Origin of the sequence: Nostoc sp. (assembly GCF_036919575.1) — a bacterium.
Lineage (GTDB): Bacteria > Cyanobacteriota > Cyanobacteriia > Cyanobacteriales > Nostocaceae > Nostoc.
In genome coordinates, this window is record NZ_JBALBY010000009.1 from 1 (window position 1) to 768 (window position 768).

1 protein-coding gene is annotated in these 768 nt (G+C 43.0%); it reads right to left on the reverse strand.

The genetic code is table 11. From position 1 onward, the window contains the following. Nucleotides 1–257 precede the first annotated feature (257 nt). Nucleotides 258–671, reverse strand: a complete 414-nt coding sequence (gene tnpA, locus V7K27_RS03125; protein WP_442947585.1) for an IS200/IS605 family transposase — start codon at nt 669–671, stop codon at nt 258–260. Nucleotides 672–768 lie beyond the last annotated feature (97 nt).

A 768-nucleotide genomic window follows, 5' to 3' on the forward strand; every position in this document is an offset into this window, starting at 1 on the left:
GATACCGGGCGAATGGAATTCGCGGTTATGCAGCAAAGTTTATCAGATACCGGGCGAATGGAATTCGCGGTTATGCAGCAAAGTTTATCAGATACCGGGCGAATGGAATTCGCGGTTATGCAGCAAAGTTTATCAGATACTGGGCGAATTGAATTCGCGGTTATGCAGCAAAGTTTATCAGATACCGGGCGAATGGAATTCGCGGCTACACAGGCAAAGTCCACCTTCGTGGACTAAATTCGTATGTAATTGTTGGTTTACTTGGGAGTTAGTTCCCAGGTGGGAATGATTGATTTTTGGCTATGGTGGGTAGCTTGGTTTCTGATGTAATTGGCTATATTATCAATGGCATCATGACTGACTGTAAAAGCTCCATAGCTACCTTGCCATTTGAAAAACTCACCTGGCTTGATTTCGTGGGTGACAAAATGCGAAGAACTTCCCTTAATTTGTTTAATTACATCCGATATGCTGACACTTGGCGGAAAACCTATTAAGAGATGTATATGATCTTCAATACCACCAATTGCAATTACAGTACATTTTAACTGTTCACACTCCTGAACGATCGCAGCATAAACTAACTTCTGAATATCAGGCGTAATTAGGGGCAATCTATCCCAGGTTGCCCAAACATAATGTACATACAATTGTGTAAAACTTGCTCTCATTTTCTTTAACCCACGTTCGCCCTTGGCGTTCCGCAGGAAAGGTGGGTTTCGTCTGTGTAGCCGCGATTTCCAATCGCCGGGAATTAAACTTGTGCTT

What these genes read in the sequence shown, in the direction of transcription:
- tnpA (WP_442947585.1), bottom strand. Translation starts at nt 671, where the DNA reads ATGAGAGCAAGTTTTACACAATTGTATGTACATTATGTTTGGGCAACC.